At 65.1% G+C, this 26204-nt stretch carries 32 protein-coding genes; 8 read left to right on the top strand and 24 right to left on the bottom strand.

Features of this window, described 5'->3' with window-relative positions; genetic code table 11:
• Positions 1 to 47: 47 nt before the first annotated feature.
• Positions 48 to 920 carry a nitrogenase iron protein gene (gene nifH / locus MTR64_RS11100; protein ID WP_243993758.1) on the bottom strand — a complete coding sequence of 291 codons (873 nt, stop codon included), beginning with the start codon at positions 918 to 920 and terminating at the stop codon, positions 48 to 50.
• 357 nt (positions 921 to 1277) lie between these two features.
• On the opposite strand from nifH, the gene MTR64_RS11095 reads away from it, so the two are divergent.
• The gene (locus tag MTR64_RS11095; protein ID WP_243993756.1) at positions 1278 to 1709 is read left to right on the top strand and encodes a response regulator; all 432 of its coding nucleotides are present in this window, start codon (positions 1278 to 1280) and stop codon (positions 1707 to 1709) included.
• Between the two features lie 160 nt (positions 1710 to 1869).
• Here the strand turns inward: MTR64_RS11095 and MTR64_RS11090 are convergent, their stop codons facing one another.
• From MTR64_RS11090 to MTR64_RS10985, 22 genes are all read right to left on the bottom strand, one after another.
• Positions 1870 to 2355 (bottom strand): TOBE domain-containing protein, encoded by a 486-nt coding sequence (locus MTR64_RS11090; protein WP_243993791.1) that lies wholly within the window; start codon positions 2353 to 2355, stop codon positions 1870 to 1872.
• Positions 2356 to 2357: 2 nt separating this feature from the next.
• Entirely contained in the window at positions 2358 to 2672 is a 315-nt protein-coding gene (gene grxD, locus MTR64_RS11085) for a Grx4 family monothiol glutaredoxin (RefSeq protein ID WP_243993754.1), read from the bottom strand.
• Between the two features lie 15 nt (positions 2673 to 2687).
• The gene (locus MTR64_RS11080; RefSeq protein ID WP_243993752.1) at positions 2688 to 3029 is read right to left on the bottom strand and encodes a (2Fe-2S) ferredoxin domain-containing protein; all 342 of its coding nucleotides are present in this window, start codon (positions 3027 to 3029) and stop codon (positions 2688 to 2690) included.
• A 2-nt stretch (positions 3030 to 3031) separates the two neighbouring features.
• Complete coding sequence (grxD, locus tag MTR64_RS11075; protein ID WP_268740871.1) at positions 3032 to 3349, bottom strand: Grx4 family monothiol glutaredoxin; 318 nt, start codon at positions 3347 to 3349, stop codon at positions 3032 to 3034.
• A 15-nt stretch (positions 3350 to 3364) separates the two neighbouring features.
• Positions 3365 to 3601, bottom strand: coding sequence for a BolA/IbaG family iron-sulfur metabolism protein (locus MTR64_RS11070; RefSeq protein ID WP_243993751.1), 237 nt, complete (start codon positions 3599 to 3601; stop codon positions 3365 to 3367).
• Positions 3602 to 3613: 12 nt separating this feature from the next.
• Positions 3614 to 3895 carry a 2Fe-2S iron-sulfur cluster-binding protein gene (locus MTR64_RS11065; protein WP_243993750.1) on the bottom strand — a complete coding sequence of 94 codons (282 nt, stop codon included), beginning with the start codon at positions 3893 to 3895 and terminating at the stop codon, positions 3614 to 3616.
• A 19-nt stretch (positions 3896 to 3914) separates the two neighbouring features.
• A complete protein-coding gene (locus MTR64_RS11060) occupies positions 3915 to 5093 on the bottom strand; it encodes a DegT/DnrJ/EryC1/StrS family aminotransferase (protein ID WP_243993749.1) in 1179 nt (392 codons plus the stop codon).
• Positions 5090 to 5365: a hypothetical protein gene (locus MTR64_RS11055; RefSeq protein ID WP_243993748.1), complete on the bottom strand. Its 276-nt coding sequence runs from the start codon at positions 5363 to 5365 to the stop codon at positions 5090 to 5092. The genes MTR64_RS11060 and MTR64_RS11055 overlap by 4 nt, the downstream gene beginning before the upstream one ends.
• Before the next feature lie 15 nt (positions 5366 to 5380).
• Entirely contained in the window at positions 5381 to 5749 is a 369-nt protein-coding gene (locus MTR64_RS11050; protein ID WP_243993747.1) for a hypothetical protein, read from the bottom strand.
• Between the two features lie 12 nt (positions 5750 to 5761).
• Positions 5762 to 6016 (bottom strand): nitrogen fixation protein NifZ, encoded by a 255-nt coding sequence (locus MTR64_RS11045; protein WP_243993746.1) that lies wholly within the window; start codon positions 6014 to 6016, stop codon positions 5762 to 5764.
• Positions 6013 to 6339 carry a nitrogen fixation protein NifZ gene (locus MTR64_RS11040; RefSeq protein ID WP_243993745.1) on the bottom strand — a complete coding sequence of 109 codons (327 nt, stop codon included), beginning with the start codon at positions 6337 to 6339 and terminating at the stop codon, positions 6013 to 6015. The genes MTR64_RS11045 and MTR64_RS11040 overlap by 4 nt, the downstream gene beginning before the upstream one ends.
• Positions 6332 to 6880 (bottom strand): hypothetical protein, encoded by a 549-nt coding sequence (locus tag MTR64_RS11035; protein WP_243993742.1) that lies wholly within the window; start codon positions 6878 to 6880, stop codon positions 6332 to 6334. Before MTR64_RS11035 ends, MTR64_RS11040 begins: the two co-directional genes overlap by 8 nt.
• 7 nt (positions 6881 to 6887) lie before the next feature.
• Entirely contained in the window at positions 6888 to 7106 is a 219-nt protein-coding gene (locus MTR64_RS11030; protein ID WP_243993740.1) for a 4Fe-4S dicluster domain-containing protein, read from the bottom strand.
• Positions 7107 to 7111: 5 nt separating this feature from the next.
• Entirely contained in the window at positions 7112 to 8683 is a 1572-nt protein-coding gene (nifB, locus tag MTR64_RS11025; protein WP_243993737.1) for a nitrogenase cofactor biosynthesis protein NifB, read from the bottom strand.
• Positions 8684 to 8975: 292 nt separating this feature from the next.
• Positions 8976 to 9815 (bottom strand): SIR2 family protein, encoded by an 840-nt coding sequence (locus tag MTR64_RS11020; protein ID WP_243993735.1) that lies wholly within the window; start codon positions 9813 to 9815, stop codon positions 8976 to 8978.
• Between the two features lie 2 nt (positions 9816 to 9817).
• Positions 9818 to 10039, bottom strand: coding sequence for a putative nitrogen fixation protein NifT (gene nifT / locus MTR64_RS11015; protein WP_243993733.1), 222 nt, complete (start codon positions 10037 to 10039; stop codon positions 9818 to 9820).
• On the bottom strand, positions 10036 to 10884 hold the full coding sequence (locus tag MTR64_RS11010; RefSeq protein ID WP_243993731.1) for a 4Fe4S-binding leucine-rich repeat protein: 849 nt from the start codon (positions 10882 to 10884) through the stop codon (positions 10036 to 10038). Before MTR64_RS11010 ends, nifT begins: the two co-directional genes overlap by 4 nt.
• A gap of 25 nt (positions 10885 to 10909) precedes the next feature.
• Positions 10910 to 11104, bottom strand: a complete 195-nt coding sequence (locus tag MTR64_RS11005; protein ID WP_243993729.1) for a 4Fe-4S dicluster domain-containing protein — start codon at positions 11102 to 11104, stop codon at positions 10910 to 10912.
• A gap of 155 nt (positions 11105 to 11259) precedes the next feature.
• Positions 11260 to 13224 (bottom strand): OPT family oligopeptide transporter, encoded by a 1965-nt coding sequence (locus MTR64_RS11000; RefSeq protein ID WP_243993787.1) that lies wholly within the window; start codon positions 13222 to 13224, stop codon positions 11260 to 11262.
• A 152-nt stretch (positions 13225 to 13376) separates the two neighbouring features.
• Positions 13377 to 13664, bottom strand: coding sequence for a hypothetical protein (locus MTR64_RS10995; RefSeq protein WP_243993727.1), 288 nt, complete (start codon positions 13662 to 13664; stop codon positions 13377 to 13379).
• Positions 13665 to 13758: 94 nt separating this feature from the next.
• Positions 13759 to 14073, bottom strand: coding sequence for a hypothetical protein (locus tag MTR64_RS10990; RefSeq protein WP_243993725.1), 315 nt, complete (start codon positions 14071 to 14073; stop codon positions 13759 to 13761).
• A gap of 152 nt (positions 14074 to 14225) precedes the next feature.
• Positions 14226 to 15206, bottom strand: coding sequence for a zinc-dependent alcohol dehydrogenase family protein (locus tag MTR64_RS10985; RefSeq protein WP_243993785.1), 981 nt, complete (start codon positions 15204 to 15206; stop codon positions 14226 to 14228).
• 202 nt (positions 15207 to 15408) lie between these two features.
• Here MTR64_RS10985 and phbB point away from each other — a divergent pair, with 202 nt between their 5' ends.
• From phbB to MTR64_RS10950, 7 genes are all read left to right on the top strand, one after another.
• Entirely contained in the window at positions 15409 to 16146 is a 738-nt protein-coding gene (phbB, locus tag MTR64_RS10980; RefSeq protein WP_243993723.1) for an acetoacetyl-CoA reductase, read from the top strand.
• A 4-nt stretch (positions 16147 to 16150) separates the two neighbouring features.
• Positions 16151 to 17929 (top strand): PHA/PHB synthase family protein, encoded by a 1779-nt coding sequence (locus tag MTR64_RS10975; RefSeq protein WP_243993721.1) that lies wholly within the window; start codon positions 16151 to 16153, stop codon positions 17927 to 17929.
• Between the two features lie 9 nt (positions 17930 to 17938).
• Positions 17939 to 18934, top strand: coding sequence for an efflux RND transporter periplasmic adaptor subunit (locus MTR64_RS10970; protein WP_243993719.1), 996 nt, complete (start codon positions 17939 to 17941; stop codon positions 18932 to 18934).
• Positions 18931 to 20181: an ABC transporter permease gene (locus MTR64_RS10965; protein WP_243993717.1), complete on the top strand. Its 1251-nt coding sequence runs from the start codon at positions 18931 to 18933 to the stop codon at positions 20179 to 20181. Before MTR64_RS10970 ends, MTR64_RS10965 begins: the two co-directional genes overlap by 4 nt.
• Positions 20178 to 20888 carry an ABC transporter ATP-binding protein gene (locus tag MTR64_RS10960; RefSeq protein WP_243993715.1) on the top strand — a complete coding sequence of 237 codons (711 nt, stop codon included), beginning with the start codon at positions 20178 to 20180 and terminating at the stop codon, positions 20886 to 20888. Before MTR64_RS10965 ends, MTR64_RS10960 begins: the two co-directional genes overlap by 4 nt.
• Positions 20885 to 21649 carry a DUF5677 domain-containing protein gene (locus MTR64_RS10955; protein WP_243993713.1) on the top strand — a complete coding sequence of 255 codons (765 nt, stop codon included), beginning with the start codon at positions 20885 to 20887 and terminating at the stop codon, positions 21647 to 21649. The genes MTR64_RS10960 and MTR64_RS10955 overlap by 4 nt, the downstream gene beginning before the upstream one ends.
• A 494-nt stretch (positions 21650 to 22143) precedes the next feature.
• Positions 22144 to 25491, top strand: coding sequence for a PAS domain-containing hybrid sensor histidine kinase/response regulator (locus tag MTR64_RS10950; RefSeq protein ID WP_243993710.1), 3348 nt, complete (start codon positions 22144 to 22146; stop codon positions 25489 to 25491).
• Here the strand turns inward: MTR64_RS10950 and MTR64_RS10945 are convergent.
• Positions 25468 to 26097 (bottom strand): LuxR C-terminal-related transcriptional regulator, encoded by a 630-nt coding sequence (locus tag MTR64_RS10945; protein ID WP_243993708.1) that lies wholly within the window; start codon positions 26095 to 26097, stop codon positions 25468 to 25470. The genes MTR64_RS10950 and MTR64_RS10945 overlap by 24 nt on opposite strands.
• Between the last annotated feature and the right edge of the window lie 107 nt (positions 26098 to 26204).

Raw genomic sequence — 26204 nt, 5'->3', positions numbered from 1 at the left:
CCGCCGGGTTGCGGGCAGCGGGGGACGGGCCTTGCGGCAACCTGGGATCAGGCTTCGGCGGCGGTCAGGCCGACCTGGCTTTCGTCGATCGCCTTCATGATGCCGTGCTCCATGAGGAGATCCTCGAGCTCATCCATCGTGATCGGGGTCGGGATGATGCCGTTGCCCGAGTTGTTGTGGATCTTCTCGGCCAGAGTGCGGTACTCGGCAGCCTGCTGGCTGTCGGGTGCGTACTCGATCACGGTCATGCGGCGCAGTTCGGCATGCTGCACGATGTTGTCGCGCGGCACGAAGTGGATCAGCTTGGTGCCGAGCTTTGCAGCCAGCGATTCAGCCAGTTCCAGTTCCTTGTCGGTCTGGCGCTCGTTGCAGACGAGCCCACCAAGGCGCACGCCGCCGGAATTGGCGTACTTGAGAATGCCCTTCGAGATGTTGTTGGCCGCGTACATGGCCATCATCTCACCCGACATGACGATGTAGATTTCCTGCGCCTTGTTCTCGCGGATCGGCATGGCGAAACCGCCGCAGACCACGTCACCGAGCACGTCGTAAGAGACGTAGTCGATGTCTTCGTAGGCACCGTTTTCTTCGAGGAAGTTGATCGAGGTGATAACACCACGGCCAGCGCAGCCGACGCCCGGCTCCGGACCGCCCGATTCAACGCAACGGATGTCCTTGTAGCCGATCTTCATGACGTCCTCGAGCTCGAGGTCCTCGACCGAACCGGCCTCGGCAGCGAGCGAGAGGATGGTGTCCTGGGCCTTGGCGTGAAGCATCAGGCGGGTGGAGTCGGCCTTGGGGTCGCAGCCGACGATCAGAATGCGCTGGCCGAGATCGGCGAGCGCGGCGAGGGTATTTTGCGAGGTGGTGGACTTGCCGATGCCGCCCTTGCCGTAGAAGGCGATTTGACGAAGTGACATTGCATGCTCCTAAGCTGTTCTTCGCGGTTCTCCGGATCAGTTTCCCTCTCCGGACTCTCCCCGTCGCCCATGTTCTCCTGCGGCGGGTCAGCGGGTCGAAACGCGCTGTGCCGGCTATTGTGCAATGCCCGTGCCAAACGCTCGCAGGCGCAGCAAAGTGACGCTTTTGCGCGGTTTTTTCCATTATGTCGGGCGATGTCGTACCATGTGACAAAGCGAACAAACGGGCTGGACTTGTCGCAAAGGACACATGCGACACGATCATTTTGCTCCGCACAATGGGCGCTTTTTGCGGCGCAACACGATTGGCGCGCGACTTGCTTGTCCCAAAAGGCAATCAACTGATGGAGATGCCCCATGCAGATCGGTGTCGAAACTTCCAAGGCCGTCGACCAGCGGCGTATATTTGTCGTCGATGAAGACGAGATCACGCGCGCCGCATTGCAGTTCATGCTGCACGACGAGATCGAGACCCATGAACTGACCACCCTCGCCGAAGCTTATGAAAAGGGTCAGGACTGGCTGCTGCCCGATGTGCTCATTCTGGGCATGTCCGTCCTGAAGGCACACGGGGTGGAAGTGATCGCCGAAATCGCGGAGCGCTATCCGGCGGCCCGGGTGCTGATCGTTGCGGGCAAGGAAGACGAGGAACTGGGGCTGGCCGCGCTGAAGGCCGGAGCTGCCGGCGCCCTGCTCAAGCCTCTGCGGATCGAAGCGGTACGCCAGAAGGTGGATACCATCCTGGGCCGTGCAGGCGGCGCCGAATTGATCCAGCTGGGCGGTCTGTAAGAGACGTCGTTCCTTCGAGAGGATGCCTGCCTGGCGCGGCGGTCGAAAGGCCGGACCGCTGTGACGGTTGGCGCGCATTGTTGCTTGATGCCAACAGGGGACCAATAGTTCCGACCGGCCACGTCTGAACCGGACCAGCCCGCCTTCCAGAGCGTAACGGTCAGTATTCGGCGGCGAGGATGATGTGCGAGGCCTTGAAGCAGGCCAGCGTCTGCGCGCCGGGGACGAGATTCAGTTCCCGGCGCGAATGGCTGGTCACGATCGCGGCCAATTCGCGCCCGCCGCCGATGTCGAGCACCACTTCGCTCTCGACAGCGCTGTCCGTCACTTCGACCACCGTCCCGCCGATCAGATTGCGCGCCGAAAGCCTCAAGCCGGGCGTATCCGCCAGCAGCGTGATGAAGCTGGCGTTGATCAGCGCGACCGCGCGGCCGCCCGGATGCAGGTCGAGCGCGGTCACGCAGGAATTGGTAACGAGCGCATCGATGACGATACAGTCATTCACCAGCAGGCCCACTTCGGCATTCACCGGGCCATGAACGATGGCGGTGACGATCCCGTCGAGCATGTTGCGCGCGCTGGTACGCAGGCGGCGCGGAGCCGGAACGGCGAAGCCGGAGGCGGAAAGGCGGACGGCACTGGCCATCGTCACGCGCTCTCGCCCGCGAACATCGCCTGCAGCTCGCCATTGGCGAACATGTCGCGCACGATGTCGCAGCCGCCGATGAATTCGCCCTTCACATAGACCTGCGGCAGCGTCGGCCAGTCGGAATATTCCTTGATCCCTTCGCGCAGGAACGGATCCTCCAGCACGTTCAACCCGATGTAGGGCCGCCCGATCGCGTCGAGCACTTTCACCACGCCGGCGGAAAAGCCGCACTGCGGCGCGGCGGGATTGCCCTTCATGAAAACGACGATCTCGTTTTCAGTCACAAGCTGGCGGATGCGATCGGACGTGCTCATGGGGGGATACTCGCGCTAGCGGGACAGGACGACGACCAGGTCTTCGGCAAGCTGGTCGTTCTTCAGATGGCTTTCGAAGATCGTGTCGATGTCTTCTTCCTTCTGCGGCCGGTACCAGACGCCTTCAGGATAGATGACCATCAGGGGGCCTGCCGAGCAGAAACCCATGCAGCCCGCCAGCGTGAAGCCGACGTCGGCCGACAGCCCGCCTTCCTCGATCTTCTTGCCTAGCTTTTCCCAGAGTGGCTGGGCACCGCTGGCCCCGCAGCTGCCGCGCGGATGCATCGGCGGGCGCTGCGTGGCGCAGGCGAAGATGTGCCGTTTGTAAAGCTGCGGCAGTTCCTCGGGCAGCTCCATGCTCAGGCGGCTCCCTGCGGCGCGATCAGCCCCTGGAGCTCGCCGCTGTCGTACATTTCGCGCACGATGTCGGCACCGCCCACGAATTCGCCCTTGATGTAGAGCTGCGGGATCGTCGGCCAGTCGGAATATTCCTTGATGCCTTCGCGGATGAAGGGATCCTCCAGCACGTTGACGGCGGCAAAGGGCTGGCCGAGCGCCGTCAGGACTTTCACGACGGAGGCCGAGAAGCCGCACTGCGGCGCCTGCGGCACGCCCTTCATGAACAGGACGATGTCATTTTCGGTAACGAGTTTCGTGATCCGTTCGCTGGTGCTCATGATCGCAGTCCTTAATCAGGTTTCGGGAACGAAGGTCTGCAGCGCGAGCGCGTGCAGTTCGCCGCCCACGTCTGTGCCGATCGCGGCATAGACCATCTTGTGCTGCTGGATGCGGCTCTTGCCTGCGAAGGCGGCGGAGGTCACCCGCGCCGCCCAGTGATCGCCGTCACCGGCCATGTCGACCATCAGCACCTTGGCATCGGGGAAGGCCGCAGTGATGCGGCTTTCGATTTCGGCTGCGTCCATCGGCATGGCCTGTTCTCCTCAGACGAAAGTGAGGACTTCGACGGTCACGTCCTCGGTGCCGAGGATCGTCGCACTGCAGGCGTAGCGCGACTTCGAGCTGGCACCGACGATCATGTCGAGCTTGCCGTTTTCCTCGGCCGTGATCTTCGAGAGGCCCTTGCGGCCTTCGAGCACGTAGAGATGGCAGGCGTCCGAGCAGGTGTGCTCGGCAGGATCGACACCGTTGATGAGTTTGAGCAGCGAAACACCCTCGGGGGCGTCCATGGTCTTTCCGGATGGCATGATGGTAAGCGTGGTCATGGCAGTGGTCTTCCTGGCTTCAGTAAATGGCGGCCCCGGCACCGCTGTTGATGGACGCGTCTTTCATGCGCGCCACCATGAAGGCGATCTGTTCCGGGGTAAGATGAGCGTGAAACGGCAGGGCAACGGCGCGGTCCGCGACCTTCTCGGTCACGAACAGATCACCCTTCTTCCAGCCGAGTTCGCGGTAGGCGCGCTGGAGATGCAGCGGGCTGGAATAAGCGTGGGCATCGATCGCCTCGGTATGCATGTCCTCCAGGATCGCATCGCGCGAGGACTTGCTGAAACGCGTGCCGAGATGGACGACGTAGAGGAACCAGTGAACCTCCTCGATCTCGGGCGCGATGTAAGGGGGCTTGATCCCCTCGAAGCTCTGCATGAAGCCGTCGTACATGGCCTGCACCCCGCGCCGCCGTTCCAGCAGCACATCGAGCCGTTCCAGTTGCGAGAACGCCAGCGCGGCGATCAGTTCGCCCATACCTGCGCCGAACGGCGCATCGACGCCGATCGAGACCGACGACCGATCCGCCAGAGAGCGCGAGCGCAAGCGGCGCATGGCCGCGGCGAGCGTGGCGTCATCGGTAACGATCACGCCGCCCTCACCGCAGCATATCACGCCGGGCTGGGCAAAATCGAAGATCGCCACATCGCCGAAGCTTCCGACGATACCCGCCTTGTGCCGCGAGCCGATCGCCTCACTCGAATCCTCGATCAGGAACAGGCCATGCGCATCTGCCAGTTCCCGGAACGCGGGCCATTCGGCCGGATGCCCGGCGGTATTGCCGGCAATGATGGCCCGGGTCTTTTCCGTGATCTTCGCGGCCGCCTTTTCGGCGGAGAGACAGCCGGACCAGTAGTCGATATCTGCAAACACCGGCGTCGCGCCGCTGCGCAACACGGCATGGCCAAGTTCCCGGAAGCCATGGGCGGACAGGATCACCTCGTCCCCCTCGCCAATCCCCTTGGCGGTGAGCGCGATCAGCAGGCCGATCGCCGCGCTCGAAACGGCAACGCCCTTCGAGCGCCCGCAATGTGCGGCGAATGCCTTTTCGAGCTTCTCGGCAATCGGGCCGTCGTTCAGCCGGTCGCCGCACAGCACGGCGTTGATGGCGTTCAGATCCTCCTGGGTCAGATCCGGGTCGCTGAGCGGGATCTGCAGCGGGCCGCCTGTCGCGATCGAGACAACTTCGCCGCTCATGCCGGAACCCTCGCTGCCAGAAGGATGCCCGTTGCCTCTTCCGGATTGTCCGTCACCCGGATGCAGTGGTTCGAGGTATCGAGCATGTGAATGTCGCAGGGACCTACCGAGCGGAACGGGTCCTCCAGCACGTCGGAGGCATCGCACTGTCGAAGCGTGAAGCCGGGCAACAGGCGCTGCAGCGCATAGGCCACGCTGCCTGCATCCGCCTCATTGCCGATCGCGGCGACAAGGGCGTCAATCCGGGCGATTGCTTCTGCTTCAAGGGCCATGACGTCAGCGCTCCTTCACTGCCAGAACTGCCGGGCCGGATCGGCGTTGAGACGCATCAGCAGTTCGCCGAGCCGGGCAAAACGGCCGTCCTCGATCCAGCATTCCGCTTCGTGATCGCGCCGCGAGAGAGACCATTCGCGCCGTGCCTCGTCCCAGGTGAGCAGCGCGACGTCGATCTCGCCTCCCTCGGGGTCGATATTGCGCGAACAGCACGGGCTGCGGACCAGATAGCCATCGGCCACGGCTAGCACTGTCGGCGTGACGTACTTGTAACGCTCGCGCTGCTCGATCGAGCGGCTGACGCGCATCAGGTCGAATTCGTTCGGCTGGCGCGTCAGGACCGGTTCGGCTGGCCGGCGGCGCAGGGCGGAAGCGATGGACATCCCTCTCCTCCCTCAGGGCCGGACCAGCTCTTCCTCAAGGCAGCCGACGACCACGAGGTCTCCGGCCTGCGTGAGGAATTCCACCAGATAGACGGGCGTATTGCTGTCTCCGTGATGTCCGACATTGACGATCTCGCCGGGCGTACCGGTCGCCGCCAGTACGGCGTCCTCGGGAACGCCGGGATAACTGCCGTCATTGACCAGATCGACGGCGGCGATCACTCGCTCGCCCCATTGATAGATCGGCTCGCGCAGGTCGAACATCATGCTGTCCGCCCTCCTGGAAGCGCGCAAGGCAGTTCATCTGCCTCTTCGTCGGTCCAGATCGGCAGCAATTCGCGCCGCTTCATGCCAACGCGGTTGCCGCTTTCGGTGAACTCGACGCCGTAGATGTAGAACTGCTGCAGGAACGTGCCGATCGAGACGACGACACCCTCCTCGCCTTTCTTGACCAGCAGGTCGCCGATCTCCTTGCCCGCATAGGTGCCGTCGTTGCGGACCATGCGCTTGGCCTTGACCTTCTCGCCATAGCGAAAGGCCGGCGGGCCATTGAGTTCAACCACTTCGCTGTCGCGAACGATATTACTCATCGGTTTCTTCCTCCTCCATCCGGTCGAGGACATCGATCAGCACCTTGGCGCCGATCCGGTCACGGGGATCGAGTTCGAGCAGCTTTTCCGCTGCCTCGCGTCCTTCATCGAGCTTGCCGAGACGCATCGAAAGGTAGGCGTAGCCCTTGAGGCTGAAGAGGAAGAAGCGCGGCAGGAGCGCTTCCCACTCTCCAAACGTGGCATCTTCGGCCCTGACCCGGCGCCAATCGTCGCCCAGGACGTTGAGCCGCATCGCCTTCTCGACGCAGACGCGGGCAATATCGAGCGCTTCCGACAGCCGGCCCTTGTAGAAATAGAACCGGTAGAGCGCGATCAGCACGGCGGCGTGATCGGGCGCTATCGACTCAGCCCGGAACAAGTGCGTTTCGGCTACGTCGGTGAGGTGATAGCGCTCGGCCGCGCGGTCGAGGTGGGCCTGCGCTTCGGCGGGCAGCCCGCCGCCGAGCAGCGGGCTGGCAAGGATCGAACGCTCTACTGCGTCCGATGCCCCGCCGAAGCCTTCGAAGAGCGGCCCGTTCATTACCGCCTCACGCCACGTACCGGGGATAGGCCGTGTCGAGCACGCAGGTTTCGTCAACCGGACAGATGGCGACACACTGCGGGGTATCGAAATGACCTATACACTCGGTGCACTTGGCGGGATCGATGACGAAGGTGCCCTTCGCCTCCGAGATCGCCAGGTTGGGGCACAGCGCCTCACAGGCTGTGCAATTGGTGCACTGGCTGCCGACGATCTTGTAGGCCATGACCGTCAGCTCGCCTGGCTGAGCAGCGCACCCTGACGGATGGCCGCGTCACCACGATCGGAGTGGACGATTTCGCCCGCCTCGATCTTGGCCAGATAGTCCTTGAACCAGACCAGCGCCGACTTCTCGATGAACTCGTGCGCATACTGGTCGACAGGCTCGATGCCGGCGGCCTGAAGATCGCTCTTCGGGCAGCCGCCGATCTTGGCGACGAAGACCGCGTGGCAGTCGTTGATCGCCTTGATGACGGTGTCGAGCGCGTCTTCCTCGCCGTAGCCGCCCTGGCAGTAGAGATCGACGCGGCGGTGGCCGACGAACTTGGCGCCCGTCTGCGAGAGTTCGTAGATCTGGAACTCCTTGGCGTGGCCGAAGTGCTCGTTGATGATGCCGTGGCCCTTGGTGGCGACGGCAACCAGCAGCTTCATGTCGCCGGCCAGTTCGAGACCGTCGAGTTCGTCCTTCTTGGCTGCGACCTTGGCCTGGCGTTCAGCCTCCACGGCTTCCTGATAGGCCTTGCGGCCCGCGGAGTCGTAGTTGACTTCCATCGCCATGATCTTGTCGGTGGTGAATTCCGCCGAACGGTCCTCGCCAAGCAGGCCGACGGCGTCGGCGCGGCACTGGCGGCAGTGGCGCATCATGTTCATGTCGCCTTCGCAGTCGTCCTGCAGAGCCTTCAGCTCCTGTGCAGTCGGGCCGCGCTGGCCATTGAGGCCGAAGACGGTGCCGTGTTCGGGCGCCGAGATCAGCGGCATGATGTTGTGCAGGAAGGCGCCGCGCGACTTCACCGCCTTGTTGACCTCGATCAGGTGCCGGTCATTGATGCCCGGGATCATCACCGAGTTGATCTTGGCGAGAATGCCGCGCTCGGTGAGCATCTCGAGGCCCAGCAGCTGACGCTCGGTCAGGATCTTGGCGGCTTCATAGCCCTGCAGGCGCTTGTTCTCCCAGAAGATCCAGGGATAGATGTGCTGACCCACTTCGGGATCGATCATGTTGATCGTGATGGTGACGTGGTCGACCTTGTACTTGGCGATCTCGTCCACCCAGTCGGGCAGCGCGAGGCCGTTGGTCGAGAGGCACAGCTTGATGTCGGGCGCCACCTCGCTGATGAGGCGGAACGTCTCGAAGGTCTTGCCCGGGTTGGCGAGCGGATCGCCCGGGCCGGCAATCCCCAGAACGGTCATCTGCGGGATGGTCGAGGCGACGGCGAGAACCTTCTTCGAAGCCTGCTCGGGCGTCAGACGCTCGGACACGACGCCGGGACGGCTTTCGTTCGCGCAGTCGTACTTTCGGTTGCAGTAGTTGCACTGGATGTTGCAGGCAGGCGCCACGGCCACGTGCATGCGGGCGTAGTGGTGGTGCGCTTCTTCCGAATAGCAGGGGTGGTTCTTCACCTTCTCCCAGATTTCGGTCGGCATGTCCTCGGGACCGCCGCTGCTGCCGCAGCTGGCCTTGCCGCTGCCGCCTTCAGTACCGCACCCTTTGTGCTCGGCCATCTTCTGCATAACATCTGCGATATCGACGGCGGAATCGTCGGACCCATTCGAATGGCTGTCCTCGAACATAGCTTCGGTCATGGAAACTCCCCGGTCTGTCGCGCGGCGGTGGGGGCTACCGCCGGCATTTGCTGATGGATGCTGCGTCGCAAACACCATGCCAAACCGCGAAAATGAGGGATTCCGGGGTATTCCTTGCCGCGCTGCAGCACGCAATGTCACAAATGTCTCATGCAGTTCGCGCCAATGTCGCGGTCACGACAGAAGCGACATCGGCATGACACGCAAAAAAAGGGCGCCGCCCACATCGAAATGGGGGCGGCGCAGGGTTCCACTCCGGTCGCACGGTGAACCGGGTCTCGTGAGGAAACGATCAGGCCATCAGGCGATCCAGCGCTTCGGCGAGCGGCAGGTCTATCGCCTGGATGCCTTGCTCATCGAGGAAGCGCCGTTCGTTGCGGGTCAGAGCGTCCAGTTCGACGACGGCGTAATGGCGGTCGGAGGAGCGCTTCATCACCTGACGGGCGTAAGTGCGCAGCAGCTGATCGTGGAAACGGCAGCCGAGGAAAACAAAGCCCATGCCGGTGCGGCGATGGCGCACTTCCTCGGGGATCGGGGTCTGGATGTCGATTTCGGTCAGAACTTCGACGTAGTCGGCATCAGAGATCAGGAAATTGCCATCCGGCACGACCCCGCCGTGCGGCGTGTAGAGCAAGGTCTTCGCCTTGGCGGCCACCTCGGCATCGGTCGCATTGCCCGCCGCATCGTAGAAGCGGAACCAGCGGTCCTCGCCGATCCCGGCGCGGGTGATGCCCTGCACTTCGGCCCAGTCGCTGCGCCCGGCCAGCGCGGCGCGCATCTCGCCGGCATACCAGGTGTCGATGATCAGGGGCAGCGGCAGGCTCGCGATCCAGGCGTGAAACGCCGAGGGCGGCACGGCGGCAGCGAAGGCTTCCTGCATCCACAGCGTCACGGTGTCGCGGAACTTGTAGCTCTCGATATACTGTGCCGCGGCCCAGGGATTGCCCTGTGCGCGCTTGGGCAGCGTGGTCTTGGTAGCGAAGAAGGCCGCCAGCGCCTCGGGTCCCATTGGCACGGCCTGCTCCTGCAGCGCCGAAACGCCGGGACCGATATAGGGCACCATGGTCCCCGCCTTCAGTCCGGCGGAGACTTCCTCCAGCAGGACCATCGGGTTTTCAAGGACGTCAGCCATGATCAGTCCTCCTCTTCGACGGTAGCGCGCTTGCGCGCCTCGACAGTGATCGGCAGACGCGTGTCCGCGGCCATCTCGGGCAGTTCGAGCACCCAGCCGTTGGCCAGCTTCACCCAGCCGCCCCAGAGCGTCTCCAGTTCGGTTTCGACGACAGGCTCCTCAAGATCCTTCTTGGGGACATAGGCGGACAGAACGCCCTCGGCTCGGCGGATCATGACTTTCATCGGCTTGGCTCCTTGGACGGGTGTTCAGGGTTCGCTTCTTCGGTTTCGAGCAGGCGCAGCGGCACCGCCTTGGATTCCAGCAGGTGCGCCAGATGCGGCACCTGCGCGATGCGCTCGCGCGCCAGTTCGCGGATCGCGGCTTCCGGATCGTCGAGCAGCGGCTCCAGTTCCTCCTCGGCGATCCGTTCCGCCACGGTGAAGCGGACACGCAGGTCGCTGTCGGTCACCAGCAGGCGCAACTGATCCATCGGCAGGCGCTCTGCCACTTCGCGACGGACAAGCGGATCCGTGTCGAAGCACATGTCCGGCAAGGCCCGGAGATCGATCCGCCGCGCCACCCAGGCCCGCACTTCGGGATCGGGATCGTGGCGCACCAGCGGCAGCAGTTCGGCCGGCATGCGGCGCACCGCGGTGATGCGCACCATGTAGGCGTCGTCGTGAAGCGCAGGCATCAGGTCGGCCCCCTGCAGGCGCGAAGCAGCGGCAATGCGCACGTCAATGTCCTCGTCGTGGATCATGTGGCGTATCCGGTCCTCCGGCAGCCGCAGTGTCACCACGGCGCGCACTTCGGGTTCCGGATCGCTGAGCAGCGGTGGCAGGCGGAACACGTTGGCGTACCGCGCCGCCCCTGCCCTCACTTCGAAGTACGGGTGATCGAGATACTGGTCCGCCAGATCCGGGTTTCCTTTCAGGAACCGCTCCACCCGCCGCGCCCGGCGATCCCGGATGCAGGCCTTGCCCTTGACGCAAAGCCCCATCGCGTTGATCGCCTGATGCTGGCATTCCCGGCACCGGATCGGCTTGCCCTTCCAGTCGAGCGGAAGGCCCAGGTCATCGTCCACCATCGGCCGTTCACCCGGCTGAAACGGATCAGGCCGGGACGCAGGTCTTGGGGACTGGGCAGACCGTGTCGCACTGCGGGTGGTCGAATTCACCCGCGCATTCGGTGCACTTGTTGGGATCGATGATGAAAGTGTCACCCTTCATCGAGATCGCCGCATTGGGGCACTCGAACTCGCACGCGCTGCACCCGGTGCACTGCGAAGCAATGATCTTGTAGGCCATGGAAGGTCTCCTGCAGTTGTTTGCACTGCACAAAGCAGGAACCATGCCAGCAAGACGATTGGCGGAAATCCGCGGTTTTGCCACGCAAGCCAATGTAGCGTCTGCGACAATGCGTGTACGCATTCGCCCAACACCGGGCTCACCCCCGCGCAGCTTCAGTCCGTCAGGACGAGTTTCTGCGTCCGGCGATAGAGCATCCACAGCAGCGCAACGAACAGCACGATACCACCCATCAGGGCGGAGCCCTCGAAACCCTCACCAACGAGCACGAGCGGACTGTCACTGCCCGATGCCGCGACGATCCCGGCGAAGGTGACGCCCCACAGGCTCTCGCCCACGATCATGCCCGTCGCGGTCAGCACGCCCATGCGCTGCGCGAATTCCGGATCAGCGCGCCCCGCGCACCAGCGGTCGTACAGCCACCCCAGCACAGAACCGGCGACCACCGGCAGGATCGCCACCATCGGCAGGTAGATGCCAATGCCGACACCGAGCGGCGGCAGGCGCAGGCGGCCCATCAGGCCGAGCACCTCGTCGAGTACGACGAAGCCCACGCCCGCCAGAGCGCCCCAGCCGATCATGGCCCAGTTGAGATCGCCGCCGAGCACACCCTTGGCCAGCGCCGAGATCAGCGCCGCCTGCGGCGCGGGCAGCGCGTTGGGCCCGGCCCCCGGCGCCCCGGCAAAGCCGAACGCGGTGTTGAGCAGATCCAGCACCGGCGGGATCACCAGCGAGCCGAACACCACGCCGAACACCAGCGCGACCTGCTGTTTCCATGGCGTCGCGCCGACAAGCTGGCCGGTCTTGAGATCCTGCAGGTTGTCGTTGGAGACGGTAGCAACGCCGAAGACGATCCCGGTGACGATCAGGGCGTAGGCGACCAGCGCCGCGGTCGTGTGCGCATCCTGATCCCGCCCGAACAGCCCCACCAGCATCAGGGACGCGGCTACCACCGACAGGATGCCGATGCCGGAGACCGGCGAGTTTGAGGCGCCGATCAGCCCGGCCATGTACCCGCACACCGCCGCGATCAACAGGCCGATGACCACGACGAAAATGAGGGCTCCGGCGATCAGGATCATTTCCGACCCGGCCAGCGGACCGCCCGAAACGAGGCTCCACAGCAGGATTGCGATCGGTACCAGCATCGCCAGCGAACCGGCAAAGACGATGGAAATCGGCAGGTCCTGCTCTTCCAGCGCGAGGGCCTCGCCCGAATGACGCGCCTTGCTGGCGGCCATCGCCGAGCGGATGCCGCCGATCACCGGCCCGGCAATCTTCAGCAGCGTCCACACCGCCGCCACGCCGATCACGCCCGCACCGAAAAAGCGGACATTGGCGCTGAACACACTGTAGGCCCATGCCTCGGCCCCGCCCGGCATCGGGTGCATCGCCGTGAGGATCGGCAGCAGCACCCACCAGCCGACCACGAGGCCAAGGAACATCGCCATGCCGACCGACAGGCCGACGAGGTGCCCCACGCCCAGCAGCGCAAAGGAGAGCCCGCCGGAAATCCCGGTCGCACCCGAACCGGCGCGGAACCACACCGCTGCCTCGCCTGCGACCAGGCGGGTCTGGGTCAGGATGGCGAAACCGGCGGACGCCAGCGCGTTCCAGACCAGCACCGAAAGGCCCTTGGCACTTTCCGCCGCCCCTTCGCGCGATCCCGAACCGACCCGCAGCACTTCGGCCGCGGCCTTGCCCTCGGGATAGGGCAGCGGCGTATCGACCACCAGCGCGCGGCGCAACGGCACCGAGAACAGCACGCCGAGAATGCCACCCGTCCCGGTGATCGCGGCGGTCGTCCAGTAGGGGAAGCCCTGCCACCAGCCGATCATCACGAGGCCCGGCAGCACAAAGATGATCGCCGCCAGCGTCCCCGCCGCGCTCGCCACGGTCTGGACGATGTTGTTTTCCCAGATCGTCGAATCCTTGAAACCGCGCAGAATGGCCATCGAGATGACCGCCGCCGGGATCGAGGTGGCGAAGGTCAGCCCGACCTTGAGCCCCAGATAGACATTGGCCGCGGTGAACAGCAGCGTAATGACCCCGCCCAGCAGCACCCCGCGCAGCGTGAGTTCCGCCACCGAACCTTCCCGTCCCCGCGCGCCGTCCGCCATGAATACCGCCTTGTCCTTTGGATCAGAGCGGCTTTTCATGGCACGGGGACGGCTCGTGGGACAGTGCTAAATGGTTGTCCGCCTTCGGCAAGCCGATGATGCGATCTGAATGACGGAAAAGTCGGGGGAAGCGGACGAAGTGACGCGACCAATCAGGGGGCCTGATGCATCTCGTTGTGAACGGACGTGAGGTTCGTTTCGCCGGTAGCTTGCAAGGCTTTCAATACGCAGCCGTTGGCCATGATGTCGCGGGTCGGATGAATGACCAGTTCAACGCCCCTGATCATCGCCATGCTTTTGGGACCGCCGCATTTGCGCACAATTGCGTCAACTTGATCTTGGGTCAGCTTTCCCGCCCGCGTTTTTATCGGTGCGCTCGGATCAGCGCACCCGAACAAGGACAACAAGCCAACGATTGCAGCCAAGAAGCGTGGCCTCATGTCACAGTTCTCCATTGTCCGCCTGCACTGGCCGCGTGGCTACGAGATATTGGGAATGGCAGCAATGTCGGGGGGAGCGGACGCTACATGGTAGTCAAAGAAGCCGCCCACCACTTCCTACTGCAATCCATCCGGCAGCAGTAAAGGCCAGTAGTGTGTAGTTGACGATCTTCGCTTTGACGCGATCCGGCCGCTTAAAAAGGACACTCCACCGAAAGGGACGGAAAAACGCCAAATATCCTGCGATCATGAAGCACAACCAATTTAGGATCGCGAATGGTGCAAGAGGCCAATCGGGGACCAAAAATCGAACGGCAAGCAAGCATGCAGAAGCAAGGACAGAAATCGTCGCTGCTTTCCGATAATTTGGAGTGTCGCGCCAAGTCATGAAAATCGGATAGCCGCTCACGGCATATGACCGCAACGTCGGCGTTTCTGGAAAGGCGGTTTCCCGGTTAAAATCTTGAAAAGCAGCCCTTCCTCTGAGTTCGACCGATATAGCCTCCAGATCAGCCTAACTGAACGGCCGCAACGGGCGCCTAGATGCCGTCCGCCACACACCTAACACACCAGTACCAGCGCCCCTTCCACCTCACCCTTGCGCAGCCGTTCCAGCGCCTCGTTCGCCTGCGCCAGCGGCATCGGCGTCACGTGCGTCTGGATGCCCGCCTGCGCGGCGAGGGCGAGGAATTCGGTGCCGTCCTGCCGGGTGAGGTTGGCGACGGACACAATCGAGCGTTCCTCCCACAGGTCGGCGTAGGGGAAGGACGGGATGTCGGACATGTGGATGCCGCCGCAGACCACGCGGCCGCCTTTCTTCAACGCTTTCAGCGCCTGCGGGACGAGCGCGCCGACGGGCGCGAAGAGGATCGCGGCGTCCAGCGGTTCGGGCGGCATTGCGGTGGAATCGCCCGCCCAGGCGCAGCCGATCTCGCGGGCGAAGGCCTGTGCCGCGGTGTCGCCCTCGCGGGTGAAGGCGAAGACCTTGCGGCCCTGCCACACCGCCAACTGGGCAAGGATGTGCGCCGCCGCGCCGAAGCCGTAGAGGCCGAGCACCGGCGCGTCTCCGGCCATGCGATAAGAACGGTAGCCGATCAGCCCGGCGCAGAGCAGCGGGGCGGCGTGGAGGTCGTCAAAGGCATCGGGCAGGGCGAAGCAGAAATGCGCGTCGGCCAGGCAATGCGTCGCAAAGCCGCCGTCGCGGGTGAAGCCGGTGAACTGCGGGGTGTCGCACAGGTTCTCGCGGTCGCTGGCGCAATAGGGGCAGGTCCCGCAGGTATGGCCGAGCCAGGGCACGCCGACGCGCTGGCCCGGCGCGAAACCGGTGACGCCGGGGCCGAGCGCCTCGACGCGGCCGACGATCTCGTGGCCGGGGATGATCGGCAGGAGGCCGTGGATGTCGCCGTCCGCCACGTGCAGGTCGGTGCGGCACACGCCGCAGGCGGTGATCGCGATGCGCAGTTCGCCGGGGCCGGGCTGGGGAAGCGGGCGCTCGACGGCATGGAGCAGGGTGCCGGGGGCGTCGAGCTGCATGGCGTGCATGGTCATCGGGGTGCTCTGCTCTGTCATTGGGGGCGTCCGCGTCTGGCTTGCAAGATACCATATTCTACGGCAATTTTTCCCGCGCCGCTTGACCCCGATCACATCGCGTCATCGGATTGCCGTCTATCCGGGCCAATAATCGCAAGCGCGTCTCTGCGCACCTGTTGCCACATTGTCAGCCTGGAATGGAGCCCCCCGCCCAATGTCCGAAACCACTACCCCTCGTGTCGTGCTCATTACCGGTGGAACCACCGGCATCGGCGCGGCTACCGCGCAGGCGTTCCGCGATGCCGGATATCGCGTGGCCGTGACCTATCTCGGTAATCCGAAGCAGGCGCAGGCCTTTTCGGAATCGACCGGCATTCCCGCGTTCGAGTGGGACGCGGCGGACGATGCCGCCTGCGAGGCCGGCATTGCGCAAGTCACGGCCGCGCTCGGACCAGTCGATATTCTCGTCAACAACGCGGGCGTGACGCGCGACGCCAGCTTTGCGAAGATGACCACGGAGCAATGGCGGCAGGTCGTGCGCAACGATCTCGACAGCTGCTTTGCCATGAGTCACGCGGTCTGGGCGGGCATGAAGGAACGCGGCTGGGGGCGGATTATCTCACTCTCGTCGGTCAACGGGCAGGCCGGGCAGTTCGGGCAGGCCAATTACTCGGCGGCCAAGGCGGGCGTGCTGGGGCTGACCAAGGCGCTGGCTCTGGAAGGGGCGCGGCACGGCATTACCGTCAACGCCATCGCGCCGGGCTATGTCGGCACCGAAATGGTGCGGGCCGTGCCGGAAAAGGTGATGGAAGGGATCGTCGCGCGCATTCCCGTGGGGCGGATCGGCGAGCCATCGGAAATCGCGCGCTGCGTGCTGTTTCTCGCGGCGGAGGAAGCAGGCTATATCACCGGCTCCACCCTGTCGGTGAACGGCGGGCTGAGGATGGACTGACGCCATGGACAAGCACGTTTCACACCGTCCCTGTGATGACGAGACCGCGCCCGATCCGATGGAGGGCGTGGCCGACCTGCTCGACCGGATCGCCGGGGCCTCGCTCGCCCAGTGGACCATGGGCATTGCGCCGGAATCGCTCATGGCGGCCTATGCCGACTGGGCGGTGCACTTCATGCGCTCACCGGGCCGCTCGCTGCTGCTTTCGGCCAAGGGCGCGCGCAAGGCGCAGCGGCTGGGCGACTATGCCACCCGCGCGCTCGGCGGAGGCGGCAAGGCGGAGCGTTGCATCGCCCCGCTGGCGCACGATCACCGCTTCGACGATGCGGCGTGGGATACCTGGCCTTACGGGCTGTGGCAGCAGAGCTTCCTGCTCACCCAGCAATGGGTCGATGCGGCGGTGCGCGATTGTCCGGGGGTGTCGCCGCATCATGAGGCGATCCTGCGCTTTGGCCTGCGGCAGATGCTCGATCTCGTCTCTCCGGCCAATTTCGCGGCGACCAATCCGGTGGTCCAGCAGCGCATGCTCGAGACCGGCGGCAAGTGTCTGGCCGACGGTGCGAAGCTCTGGGCGGAGGACTGGCAGAGACTGGTGCGGCGCGAGGCGTCAGACACTGGCGAGGATTTCGAAGTCGGCCGCAACATGGCGGTGACGCCGGGCAAGGTGGTGTTCCGCAACGAGCTGATCGAACTGATCCAGTATGCCCCCACGACCGAGCGGGTGCGGGCCGAGCCGATCCTGATCGTGCCCGCGTGGATCATGAAATACTACATCCTCGACCTCTCGCCGGAAAACTCGATGATCCGCTATCTGGTCGATCAGGGGTTCACCGTCTTCACGATCTCCTGGCGCAATCCGGGGCCCGAGATGCGCGACACCGGCATGGAGGACTATCGCCGTGACGGGGTGATGCGGGCGATGGATGCGGTCTCGGCGATTACCGGGGCCGAGCACATCCACGCCTGCGGCTATTGCCTCGGCGGTACCCTGCTTGCGATCGCGGCGGCGGCGATGGCGCGCGATGGCAACAATCGGCTCGCATCGGTCACGCTGCTGGCGGCGCAGACCGACTTTACCGAGCCGGGCGAGATCGGCCTGTTCATCGACGATGCGCAAGTGCGCTATCTGGAAAACCTGATGTGGCAGCAGGGCTATCTCGATAGCCGCCAGATGGGCGGCGCGTTCGAGATGCTGCGCTCGGCCGACCTCATCTGGTCGCGCGGAGTGCAGGAATACCTGATGGGCAAGCGCGCCTCGGCCAATGACATGATGGCGTGGAACGCGGACGGCACGCGGATGCCCTATGCCATGCACAGCCAGTACCTGCGCCGCCTGTTCCTCGAGAATGCGCTGGCGCGCGAGCGCTATGTGGCGGGTGGGGCAACGGTGGCGATGACAGACATTACCGCGCCGCTCTATGTCGTGGGGACCGAGGCGGATCACGTCGCGCCCTGGCGTTCCGTCTGGAAGATCCACACGCTGACCGATGGTGAGATCCGCTTCGTACTGACCAACCGCGGGCATAACGCGGGCGTTGTCTCGCCTCCAGGCGAGGACCGCCGGCACTACCGCGTGCTCGACCGCCCCGAAGACGAGAACCACCACGATCCCGACGCGTGGCTGGCCATCGCGGCACTGACGTCCGGTTCATGGTGGACCGACTGGAGCGAGTGGCTGCTGGCCCATTCGGGCCAGTCGGTTCCGGCGCGCGAACCGGGCAATGCCAAGGCGGGCTATCCGGCGCTGGACGATGCGCCCGGGCGCTACGTGCTGGAACGCTGAGGGCTACTGATGCGCAAATCCGTTGTTGTTCTGCTGGCTCTTGCTGCCTTTGCCGTTGTGGCGGGATTATTGTGGACGTTCGGCGGGGCTGGCACGAAAGTGACGGTGGCCGAGGTCGAGCAGGGCCCGGCGGCCGATCTCGTCTATGCCACCGGCTATGTCGAACCCGAACACCCCGTCATCGTATCCTCGCGGGTGACGGCGCCGGTCGGGACCGTGCTGGTGCGCGAGGGAGACCGGGTCGTGGCAGGACAGGCGCTGGTGCGGCTCGATGCGAGCGAGCAGCAGGCGCTGCTGGCGCAGGCGCGCGCTGATGCGCAGGCCAAGACTGTCAACGAGCGGCGAGTGGCGACGCTTTTCAGGCAGGGCTGGGTGACGGCGGCGGCCAACGATACCGCACGCGCATCGGGACAGGCGGCGCGCGCACAGGTGGCGGCGCTCGAGGCCCGGCTGGACCAGATGACGGTGCGCGCGGGCATCTCCGGCGTCGTGCTCAAGCGCGATGTCGAGCCGGGCGATCTGGCAGTGCCCGGCAAGACCCTGATGCAGCTCGGCGATCCGGCACAGGTGCGGATTACCGCGACGGTGGACGAGCGCGATATCGTGCGCGTCCATCCCGGGCAGGTGGCGCTGCTCTCGACCGATGCCTTGCCGGGCAAGGTGATCCGGGGCCGGGTGCGGGAGATCACGCCCGGCGGCGATCCCAGCCAGCGCGCCTTCCGCGTGCGCATCGGGCTCGATCCGGGGACGAGCCTGCCGTTCGGACTGACGCTGGAGATCAACGTGATCACCCGCGAGCATGACAAGGCGCTGCTGGTGCCGGCCGGGGCGGTGGCAGGCGGCAAGGTCTGGGTGGTGCGCGATGGCCGCGCGGCGCAGATCCCCGTGCGCACCGGGATCACCGGGACCGAAAAGGTCGAGATCGTCTCCGGCCTCAAGGCGGGGGACAGCGTTATCGTGAACCCGCCGGAGGGGTTGAAGGATGGCGCCCGGGTCCGGACATGATCGGCAGGATCGGGTTTCTCATCGGCATCGCCCTGCGCCATCTCTCGCGCCGCCGCCGCCAGACGGCCGTAGCGGTTAGCGGCGTGGCGGTGGGGGTGGGGTTCTTCCTCGCCGTATCGGCGCTGATGGTCGGCAGCCAGAACGATTTCATCAAGCAGCTGATCGACGCGGCGCCGCACATCATCATTTCCGACGAATTGCGCAGCCCCTCGCCGCAGCCCGGTACGCGGGTCTATGCAGATGGGGCGGTGGACCTGCACGGCTACAAGGTCCGCACCGAAGTGCGCGGGATCAAGGACTGGCAGGCAATCATGGCCGCCGCCAATGCCGTGCCGGGCGCGATCGCCTCGCCGAGCCTGACCGGCGGCGTCACCCTGCGCCTCGGCGGGCATGACGAGGCGATCAGCGTGGTCGGTGTCGAGCCCGAGATCGAGACGCGGATCAGCACGATCGAGGAACAGCTGCGCGTGGGCCATTTGCGCGATCTGGAAACCACGCAAGGCGGTATCATCATCGGCGAGGACCTGGCCCGGCGGCTGGGCGTGCGGGTGGGGGACATCCTCGCTGCTACTTCCTCCACCTCCAGCGGGCGTTCGATGCGCGTGGTCGGCCTGTTCAAGAAGGGGCAGACGCAGCTGTCCTCGGGCGTCGGCTATGTCCTGCTGCGCGAGGCACAGTCGCTGCTGGGGCGGCCTTTCATCATCAACCGGATCGGCGTGAAGCTGGCCGATCCCTATGCAGCGGACGCGGTGGCAAAGCGGCTGGAGGCGCGATTCGGCTACAAGGCGGAAAGCTGGCAGGAACGCTCCGCCGACTTCCTCTCGCTGCTCGTGACGCGCAACGTCATCATGTATTCGGTGGTCTCCGCGATCCTGCTGGTGGCGAGCTTCGGGATCTACACGGTCGTCTCCAACAGCGTGTCGGACAAGCAGCGCGACATCGCGATCATGCGCTCGATCGGCTTTTCCGAAGGCGACCTGCAGTTCATCTTCGTGGCCGAAGGGCTGATCCTCGCGCTGATCGGCGTGCTGGTGGGCTGGATGCTCGGCTACCTGCTGATGTCGATCCTGGGCTCGCTCGAGTTCCCGATCGGCGGCGAGACCGAACATATCCCGCTCGATCGTTCACCCCGGCAATACGCCATTGCCGCCGCCGCCTCGTTCTTCGCGGGGGCCATCGCGGCCTGGCTGCCTTCGCGCAAGGCCTCGCGCGTCGATCCGGTCGATATCCTGCGGGGCGCGGTATGAGCGCGATCATCGAGGCGCGCGGGCTGGGCCGCACCCTGCCGGGCGATCCGCCGGTCGTGCTGCTGCGCGATGTCAGCCTGACCATAGAGCCCGGCGCCTTCACCACGATCGTCGGGCCTTCGGGCTGCGGCAAGTCCTCGCTGCTCTACCTGCTCGGGCTGATCGACCGGCCCACCACGGGCGAGCTGCTGGTGGAGGGCCGCGAAGTCAGCCAGTTGTCGGGCGACGCGCGTGCCGCGATCCGGCTGGCGCGGTTCGGCTTCGTGTTCCAGTTCCACTTCCTGCTGCCCGAATTCACCGCGCTGGAGAACGTCATGCTGCCGATGCAGCGGCTGGCCCGACTGAGCAGCACCGAAGCCCGCGCCCGCGCACTGGAACTGCTGGCGGGCGTGGGGCTGGGGGAAAAGCACACCAAGACGCCCGACCGCCTCTCCGGCGGCGAACGCCAGCGCGTCGCCATCGCCCGTGCTCTGGCCAACGATCCCATCCTGATCCTCGGCGACGAGCCCACCGGCAATCTCGACAGCCACAACAGCGCCCGCGTGGTGGAAACCCTGCGCGCGCTGGCCCACGAACAGGGCCGCGCGGTGGCCTGCGTGACGCACGATCCGGGGATCGCGGAAGTGTCGGACATCCAGATCGAGATGCTTGACGGGCGTGTGGAACGGGTGATTGACCGGCGGGGGGCGGTTTCGGGCCAGCCTTGACCGGCTGGACCTTGCGGGGATGGCTGAAATCATTGCTTTCTACCCGAAAGCGGGCTTTCCGGACAGCCGACAAAGCAATCGGGACCTTAAAGGGATGCCTTTTCAAGGCGCTGGACTTGGGCAGCCTGCATTTTCGCAACCCGACCGCTCACAAATGGAAAGCACCGTATCGCAGTATGCAACTGCGTGAAGTCGTCCACTGGCGAATGACCGATCTGCTTGATCAAGCCGTCGTGCTGCAAAAGCATGACCATGTCCTTGGCGCGCGCATACTGCTGAGAAGCGCGTTCGAGACGTTGGCGATGCTGATCTACCTCAATCAGCAAATGACGAAGGTTCTTGACGGCACACTGAGTTTCCATGCGTTCAGCAGGAAAACGGAGGTTCTGCTACTCAGCTCGAAAGATGGCAGCACACCGCTATCTGCTATTAACGTCCTTACAATTCTCGATGACTGCGACAAACGGTACAAGGGTATAAGGAAGATGTACGGTCGACTCTCGGAAAGCGCGCATCCAAATTATAGCGGGATGAGCAAGGGCTACACCGAAATCGATCACGAACGAGATACGGTGCTATTCAAAAATCGCTGGTCAGAAATGTACGCAGCAAACTTCGAGGATGAGGTTATGCTCTGTGTTGAAATATTTACACACGAATACGACCAGATTTGGGCCGAGCTATTTGAACAGCTTGAAGAGTGGATCGAAGCTCAGGATGCGACGCTGGAAGCAACGAAAAACGATGCCCTACCCAAATAACCAAAACCTCATCTTTTAAGAATCTAGCCTTTGCCGTACTTCCTACCCGAAACCGGACATTCCGCACCCGGCCCAAACGCGACCTTGATACCGGCCCACCCCGTCCGGCTAGGTCACTTCGTTCCCAAGCCTTCCGGCGCTCCCGCAAACGGGAGGGCGTGGCGGCATTTCCCCGCCCGCTTGTGTGAGGGGCAGCGAGACTTGCAGAGCCGCAGGCGATGCTAGTCGCTGCAGGTTGGGCCAGCGCTGCGGCAGCGAAAGGCCCCTGGAGGTCATTCCATCGCATCTGACCAGCGGCACCGCTGGCCGGGTCCGGCCCAAACGCATTTTCCTACAACGCCGCCGCCTGTTATGTTCGCACCGGCTCTTCCCATCGTCGGTCACGCAAGGAAGGCGCCTGCAGCACGGCCCGCGAGCCCGACCGCAACGCGATCAGCAGTTGCGCGCCGCCACCGGGCTGCTAGGTCCGTGCGGGGAGGCTTTGGGCGCGCAGGATGCCGTTATATTCATCGACAATCCTGACACTGGCCCTGATGGTGATCCTCTTCGCCATCGCCGCCACGGTCGAGACCCGGCGCAAGGCTTTCGCGCACCGCCCCCTGCTGCGGCGCTGGGCCTATACCATGGCGCTGGGCGTCTATTGCTCCAGCTGGACGTTCTACGGCGCCGTCGGCACCGCCGCGCGCGAGGGGTGGAACTACCTGCCGATCTATGCCGCGCCGATCCTCGTGCTCATGGCCGCGCCGCGCTTTCTGGCGCGGCTGACGCAGGCCGTCGCCGCCGAGAAGGCCGCCACCGTATCGGACTTCATCGCCGCCCGCTTCGGCCATGACGTGATCGTCGCCCGGCTGGTGACGGTGACGGCGCTGCTCGGCTCGATCCCCTACATCGCCCTGCAACTGCGCTCGATCGGCAGCGCCCTGTCGATCGTCTCGGCCCGCGCGGTCACCGGGCCGGTGATGATTGCCGCCGCGCTGCTGCTCGCGCTGTTCGCGGTGCTGTTCGGCGCCCGCCGCTACGAACTGGCCGGGCGCGCAGAGGGGCTGGTCTATGCGATCGGCCTCGATGCGCTGTTCAAGCTCCTCGCGCTCGGCATGGTCGCGGTGCTGGCCGGGTTCCTGCTGCTGAACGCCGAGCCGCACAGCGTGGCGCGGGGACTCGCCGCCGTGGGCGAGCAGTTCAGCCCGGCGCACCTCTCGCTCGATTTCGCGGTGATCACGCTGATCTCCGCGATGGCGATCATTGCCCTGCCCCGGCAATTCTACATGGGGCTGGTCGAGGCGCGCGAGCCGGGGGACTTCGTGCGGGCGCGCTTCGGGCTGGCCGCCTATGTCGCCCTGATGGCGCTGCTGGTGCTGCCCATCGCGCTGGCCGGAAGCGCGCTGCTGCCCGCCGCGATCGCGCCCGACCGCTATGTGCTGCAGCTGCCCGAAAGCGCGGGCAGCGGCTTCGTGCTGGCCATGGCGCTGCTCGGCGGCGTGGGCGCGGCGGCCTCGATGGCGATCGTCGATGCGACGGCGCTCGCCACGATGGTCTCGAACGACCTCGTCTTCCCCTCGGTGATGAAAGGCGGGCTGGCGCGCCAGTCGGGGCAGATGGGGCGCCGGATGCTGCGAGTGCGGCAGGCGGCGATCTTCGCGATCATGGCGCTGGCGCTGGTCTGGGCGCTGCTGGTGTCCTCGGAAAACTCACTGGCCTCGATCGGCCTCATCGCCTTCGGCGCGATGGCGCAGTTCACCCCGCACCTGCTGATGGCCACCTACCGCAGCGGCTGCGACACGATCGCCGCGCGCGCCAGTCTGGCCACCGGGCTGGCGTTCTGGATCTACACGCTGGCGCTGCCGCCGATCCTGCCGCCGCACTGGCTGGCGCTGCTCGCCGATACGCCGTTCGATCCGCTGCAGCTTTTCGGCATCGGCAAGGCGACACCGCTGGTCCACGGCGTGTTCTGGAGCCTGGGGTCGAATGTCGCGGTCTATGCCCTGATCGCCGCGCGGGGCCTGAAAGCGCCCGCCCTGCCCCGCTTCGGGCGCGGCCAGCACCGGGTGACCGACCTTGCCGATCTGGTGGCGCTGACCGCCAGCTTCGTCGGCGAGGAACGCGCCCAGGAGGAATTCCCCGAAGCGCAGGAAGGGACGCCGCTCGACCGGATCTCGGCGAAACGGGCGGAAAGCCTGATCGCCACCGTGGTCGGCGTATCCTCCGCCCGCGCGCTGATCAATTCCGCGCTGGAAGGCGGCACCATGCGCTTGCCCGAAGTGGCACGGCTTTTGGACGAAGGCGGCCGCAGCCTGCGCTTTTCGCGCCAGCTTCTGGCCGCCACGTTCGAGAACCTCGACGCGGGCATCAGCGTCATCGATGCCGAACTGAACGTCGTCGCCTGGAACAGCCGCTACGAAGCGCTGTTCAACTATCCGCCGGGGATGCTGCGGGTCGGCGCCCCGATCGCAGACCTCCTGCGCCACAATGCCCTGCGCGGCGATTTCGGCAGCGGCGATCCCGAATTCCACGTCGAAAAGCGCCTGAACCATTTCCGCCGGGGCCTCGACCACAGCTTCGAGCGCAAGGACCCCAACGGGCGCGTGATCAAGACCGTCGGCGGTCCGATGCCCGGCGGCGGCTACGTGACGAGCTTTACCGACATCACCGAAGACGCCCGCGTCCGCGAGGAGCTCCGCCGCACTCTCGAAACGCTCGAACAGCGCGTCGCCGAACGCACGCGGGAACTGAGCGATGCCAACCGGCGCCTCGCCGAAGCGGACCGCGAGAAGACCCGCTTCCTCGCCGCTGCCAGCCACGACCTGCTGCAGCCGCTCCACGCCGCGCGCCTGTTCACCGCCGCGATCGAACGCGATGTCGCCGCGGAAACGCTGCCGCTTGTCGAGCGCGTGCAGAATGCGATTTCCGCCGCAGACGACCTGCTGCGCGCGCTGCTGGATATCAGCAAGCTCGATTCCGGCGGCGTGCAGCCGCGGCCCGAAGTACTGGCGCTGGAACCGTTCCTGTCAGACCTCATCGAGAGCTTCCGGCCGATGGCCGAGCGCAAGGGGCTGGAGCTGCGGACAGGCCCGCTGTCGGGCCACGTCTTCACCGACCCCGGCCTGCTGCGCTCGATCGTCCAGAACTTCCTCGCCAATGCCGTGCGCTATTGCGAGCATGGCGGCGTGCTTGTCGGCGTGCGGCGCCGGCGCAGCGGCTGGCGCATCGACGTGTTCGACACTGGCGTTGGCATCGAAGCTGGTCAGATCGACACGATTTTTGGGGAATTCACGCGGCTGGGAACGGTTGAAGCGGAAGGCCTCGGGCTGGGCCTCGCCCTCTCGACCCGCATCGCGCGCCTGCTCGGTGGCCGGATCACAGTGCGTTCAACGCCCGGCCAGGGCAGCCGGTTCAGTTTCTGGCTGCCCGCCACGTCTGCTGCGCCTGACGAAACACGGGAAATGCCGGTCCGCGCCGCCGTCCCCGCCACCCCATCACCGCTGGACATATTGGTTGCAGACAACGACCCTCGCATTGTCGAAGCGAGTATCGCCCTGCTCGAACGCCTCGGACACCGGGCTTTCGGTGTATCGACGATCGCCGATGCCCTGCCCTACAGCCGCCGCGTGGACGCGGTTCTGGCCGATTACCGGCTCGACAACGGCGAGGATGGAATCAGCCTGATTGCCGCCATGCGCGAGGAAGCGCCCCGTCTGCCTGCCGTGATCATCAGCGCAGAGGACGGCCCGGAGCTGCGCGAGAAGGCGGGCGCGATCGGTGTGACAGTGCTGGGCAAACCCGTCTCGGCCACGGCGATCGAGACGTTCCTCGGCAGCCTGTCAGTGGCGCAGATCCAGCCCTAGCGAACGGGCGACCAGCGCCGCCTGCGTGCGGTTCGATACGTCGAGCTTTCGCATGATCGCGGTCATGTGCGCTTTCACCGTCGCCTCGCTGATGCCTAGCGAATGGGCAATCTGCTTGTTGAGCTGCCCCTCGATCACCGCCAGCAGCACTTTGAGCTGGGTCGGTGTAAGGTTCGCGACATCGCGCCGGATCGTGTCCATCTGCGCTTCGCCGCTGCCCTGCGACACGGAGGCCTTGCCACCAAGGGCATCGCGGATCGCGGCTTCGATGACCGCCAGATCGCTGTCCTTGCGCAGAAAGCCAATTGCTCCAAACGCGCGCGCTTCCTCCGCCGCGCTGGCACCGTCTGCACTGGAAACGACGAGGATCGGAACCGAGGGCCGCTCCGCATGCAGCAGCGCTATGCCCGAATAGCCCACCGCGCCCGGCATCTTCAAGTCGAGCAGGATCAGCCGCAGGTCTTCAGTCTCGACCGCAACATGAGCGGCTGCCGAAAGCGTCCCTGCTTCGCGTATGTGCGCCGTGGGAAGAACCTTCTGCACCGCCAGGACAAGCGCCTGGCGGAACAGCGGGTGATCGTCGGCAATCAGGATCGTATCAGTCAAACGCCTCTCATCACGCGTGGGCCGGCTGCGGCCTGTTCTGGATGAGGTTATCGACGACGGAAGGATCTGCAAGGGTTGAGGTGTCGCCGAGGTTGGAGAAGTCGTTC

It is taken from the genome of Novosphingobium album (ex Hu et al. 2023) (assembly GCF_022832385.1).
Lineage (GTDB): Bacteria > Pseudomonadota > Alphaproteobacteria > Sphingomonadales > Sphingomonadaceae > Novosphingobium > Novosphingobium album.
Note: the sequence above shows the minus strand (reverse complement) of the source record. Positions and strands in the feature narration are given on the sequence as shown.